Here is a 3,246-nt window from a genome sequence, read left to right as displayed (position 1 = left end):
TACCGCTTTGACTACGCCCCGCCCGCGTCCCCCTTCGGGGCCACCCATTGCATCGAGCTGCCCTTCCTGTTCGGCACCGACGCCGACTGGGCCACCGCACCGATGCTCGCCGGAGCGGACCCGAACGACATCGACACACTGGGCCGACACCTGCGCGCCGCCTGGCTCGGCTTCATCCGCACCGGCACCCCGGCCACCGAGCCGCCCTGGCCACGATTCACGTCAGACTCTGCCTTCGTCCGCCACTGGCGCCGCTGAGGATCCACAGCGGGCAGCGCCCCCATCCGGCGTCGGAGAGAGCGGTGAGTCACGCCGCGAACTCTGGTGTCGATCGGGCCGCGGCGAGTCGGCCGGTGAAGGACAGTTCCACGCCACCGCGTCAGCCCGCCAGGCGGCGACCTGTTGCCCGCTGTCGGCCACTCGGGAGCTGCGAATCCCGGCCGGGCGGATGACAGCGACAGCTCGTCGAGCGTCTGTCATCGCTGCCACAACTACGTGTGCCTCCACTGCCAGCACAACCGCGTACAGAACATCTTCTGTTTCTGTGACCCGTGCTTCGAGTCGTTCGGCCCCATGGACTACTGCCCCGGTTTCGCGCGCACGACGGATACCCGATGCCGGTATCTGCCCAGTTCGAAGGCACGGTCCGCATGTGCCTCGACCACCACGCCAGGTTCGACCGGCCAGTACGCGAAGTCGTCGGCCCCCGGAAGGCCAGAGAGGATCCCCGACGCTCGCTCCGGACCGCCCTCAGCGAGACGGAGCCGACCGGCCAGCGAGACGAGCGCCGTGCGGGAAAGCGGCCCCGACAGCCCGACCGCCCGGACCTGGCCGCGCTGGTCCGTCTGGCCGAGCACGAGTGCGGTGGGCAGGGTGGGGCTGCCGGTCACGCCGAGCACGAGCGCGTCGACGTCGTCGTAGTGGTGCACCTTCACCCACCCGGCCCGGCCACCGCGCAGCGGGTACCGGCTGGCCAGCGGCTTCGCCACGGCCCCCTCGATACCGACGGCCGCCTGGTCCGCGCTGATCCACTCCTGCCCCTGGGCGAGGTCGAGTGTGGAGATCATCAGCTGCACGCCGGCGTTTCCCGCGCCGACCACCGCAGCGAGCCTTTCGCGCCGGCGCGACAGCGGCCACAGCCGCAGGTCGCGGCCGCGAGCACCGAGCAGGTCGAACGCCACATAGACCACCGCGATGCCCTCGGCGCGGCGGCGGGCCGGGCCGTAGCCGAGCGCCGCGAACTCCAGCCGACCTTGCCGGTAGGCGCACAGCTCACCATCGAACACCACCCGGCCCAGCGCGGCCGCCGACTCCAGGATCCCCGGGAACCGGTCGGTCAGGTCACTGCCGGTGCGGGACTGCAGCACCCCACCCGGCACGTGCACCACGCACCGCCAGCCATCCAGCTTCGGCGAGTACTCGTACCCGCCGGCGGGCAGCACCGGGACCGGCTCGACCACCGCGAGCCCCAGCGGCAGTTCCGGCACGGGCATGTGCCCATCATCAACCCGCTGACCAGCGGCGCAGGCCTCAACACCGCACCATTCCGCGTAGACTCGTACACGTGTTCGAATCTCGGCGACCGGGCGGCGAATTCGGCAGCGCGGACCTTCCGGTGCGGCCGGCGCTGCAGCATGAGCTGAACCCGGACGGATCGCTGAGTGTCCACCCGCCGCGGCGTTGCCCGCGTCGGCACCCGGTGCCCGACTCGGGCACGTTCTCGTGGATCGTGGCGTTGGGCCTGCACTCGCTGATCTGCCACCGCTGCCGCGACGAGGGCCACGCCGATTACCAGTGGGCTCTCATCGACCCGGCCTACGAACAGGTCGACGCGGAGGAGGCCGAGGGGGCAGGGCTGGAACTGGTCGCCGTCCCACCGGACGAGGCCGCCGGGCCTGGCCGGATCGAGCTGCACCTGGACGGCCACGCGGTCGGCGTCGCCACGCTGGCGGTGTGCCCCGAGGATCGCCTCGGGGTGCTCGAGCACGTCCAGGTCGACGACGAAATCCGGCGCCGCGGCTACGGGCAGGTCCTCGCGCTGGCCGCGTTCTCCCGCCTGGACTGGTACACCGACGACGGGCCGCCCTGGATGCGCGGTGACCGGCGGGCGCAGGCACTCCGCGCCGTCCAGCGCGGCGTCGGGTACAGCTGGACCACCACGCTGATCGAAGACACCCCACAGGCCCGCGGATTCGCCGAGCGGCTACCGCTGCCAAAGGTGGGGGAACCGCGCTACTGCCGGCACATGCTCACCGCCGCCGCGCGGCTCACGTCCTAACTCCCGGCCGGCCACTGCCTGCCTGCTTCAGTGATACGCGAAAAGCCGTATCACTTCCACCGTGGACGACGCGAAGACCCGGACCCGGCGGCAGATCCTGGAGGTGGCGGCCGGCATCCTGGAAAGGGAGGACACCCAGGCGGTCTCCACCCGCTCGGTCGCCACGGCGGCCGGCATCCGCGCCGCCTCCCTTTACCAGCTCTTCGGCGACAGAACGGCTTCCTCGCAGCCCTGGCCATCCACGCCTTCGACAGCTACCTGGCCGAGGAGCACATCCTGGTGCGCACCGCCGACCCGGTCCAGGACATGCGCCGCGGCTGGGACACGCACGTCGACTTCGGTCTGCGCCACCCCGCCTTCTATCTGTTGATGTTCGGCACCGACCGCCCCGGCCGTCGCCCACCCGCGGCCGTCGAGGCCCACGAGCTCCTGCTGACATTCTTCGACCGCGCTGCCGCTGTCGGCCGTCTCCGGGTTCCGTCCACCCCTGACTGCCCGCCTCTGCCTGGCTGCCGTCACTGGCGTCACCCTGTCTCTGATCGGCGCCCCCGCCGAGGACCGCGCCCGGAGATCTCCGCGAGAATGCGCGACACCCTCAGGTCGCGCCTCCCGCGCGCTTGCCCTGGACGCCGCCCTCACCGCCGCAGGCGGGGCCGCCCATCCGCTGCGCCCGACCGAAACCGCTCTGCTCCGCGACTGGCTCCACCAACTCGCCCGATGACCCGAACGAATCACCCCGCTACGAAACCTGCCGGGGCCAGGGGTAAACCCAAGGGACTGTGGCTGAGGAAATGCCACGAACCTGAGACTGGTCATGGGTGACATCGCGGTGAGACAACCGGGGAGCCCGGTTCAGCCAAGATCGACATGTCAGGCCGACGAGACCCTACAAGTTTCGTGACAAGCCAGCCCTGGTCGGCCGGGGGCAGGCCGGGGGGGGGGGGGCCCGGGGCCCCCCGGGCCGGCGG

3 protein-coding genes and 2 pseudogenes are annotated in these 3,246 nt (G+C 71.3%); 3 read left to right on the top strand and 2 right to left on the bottom strand.

From position 1 onward, the window contains the following. Positions 1-258, top strand: a pseudogene (locus AB0F91_RS17550) (carboxylesterase/lipase family protein); the annotation flags it as partial. 320 nt (positions 259-578) lie between these two features. Here AB0F91_RS17550 and AB0F91_RS17545 read toward each other — a convergent pair. Then, entirely contained in the window at positions 579-1,493 is a 915-nt protein-coding gene (locus AB0F91_RS17545) for a hypothetical protein (RefSeq protein WP_360598562.1), read from the bottom strand. Between the two features lie 71 nt (positions 1,494-1,564). Here AB0F91_RS17545 and AB0F91_RS17540 point away from each other — a divergent pair, with 71 nt between their 5' ends. Both AB0F91_RS17540 and AB0F91_RS17535 read left to right on the top strand, forming a co-directional pair. After that, the gene (locus tag AB0F91_RS17540) at positions 1,565-2,278 is read left to right on the top strand and encodes a hypothetical protein (RefSeq protein WP_360598561.1); all 714 of its coding nucleotides are present in this window, start codon (positions 1,565-1,567) and stop codon (positions 2,276-2,278) included. Between the two features lie 61 nt (positions 2,279-2,339). Further along, positions 2,340-2,435, top strand: a pseudogene (locus tag AB0F91_RS17535) (TetR/AcrR family transcriptional regulator); the annotation flags it as partial. Positions 2,436-2,470: 35 nt separating this feature from the next. On the opposite strand, the gene AB0F91_RS17530 reads toward AB0F91_RS17535, so the two are convergent. After that, a complete protein-coding gene (locus AB0F91_RS17530) occupies positions 2,471-2,701 on the bottom strand; it encodes a hypothetical protein (protein WP_360598576.1) in 231 nt (76 codons plus the stop codon). Positions 2,702-3,246: the final 545 nt, after the last annotated feature.

The sequence above is a fragment of the Amycolatopsis sp. NPDC023774 genome (assembly GCF_040639695.1).
Taxonomy (GTDB): domain Bacteria; phylum Actinomycetota; class Actinomycetes; order Mycobacteriales; family Pseudonocardiaceae; genus Amycolatopsis.
The sequence above is the reverse complement of the archived record's forward strand: the minus strand, read 5'-3'. Positions and strand labels throughout refer to the sequence as shown.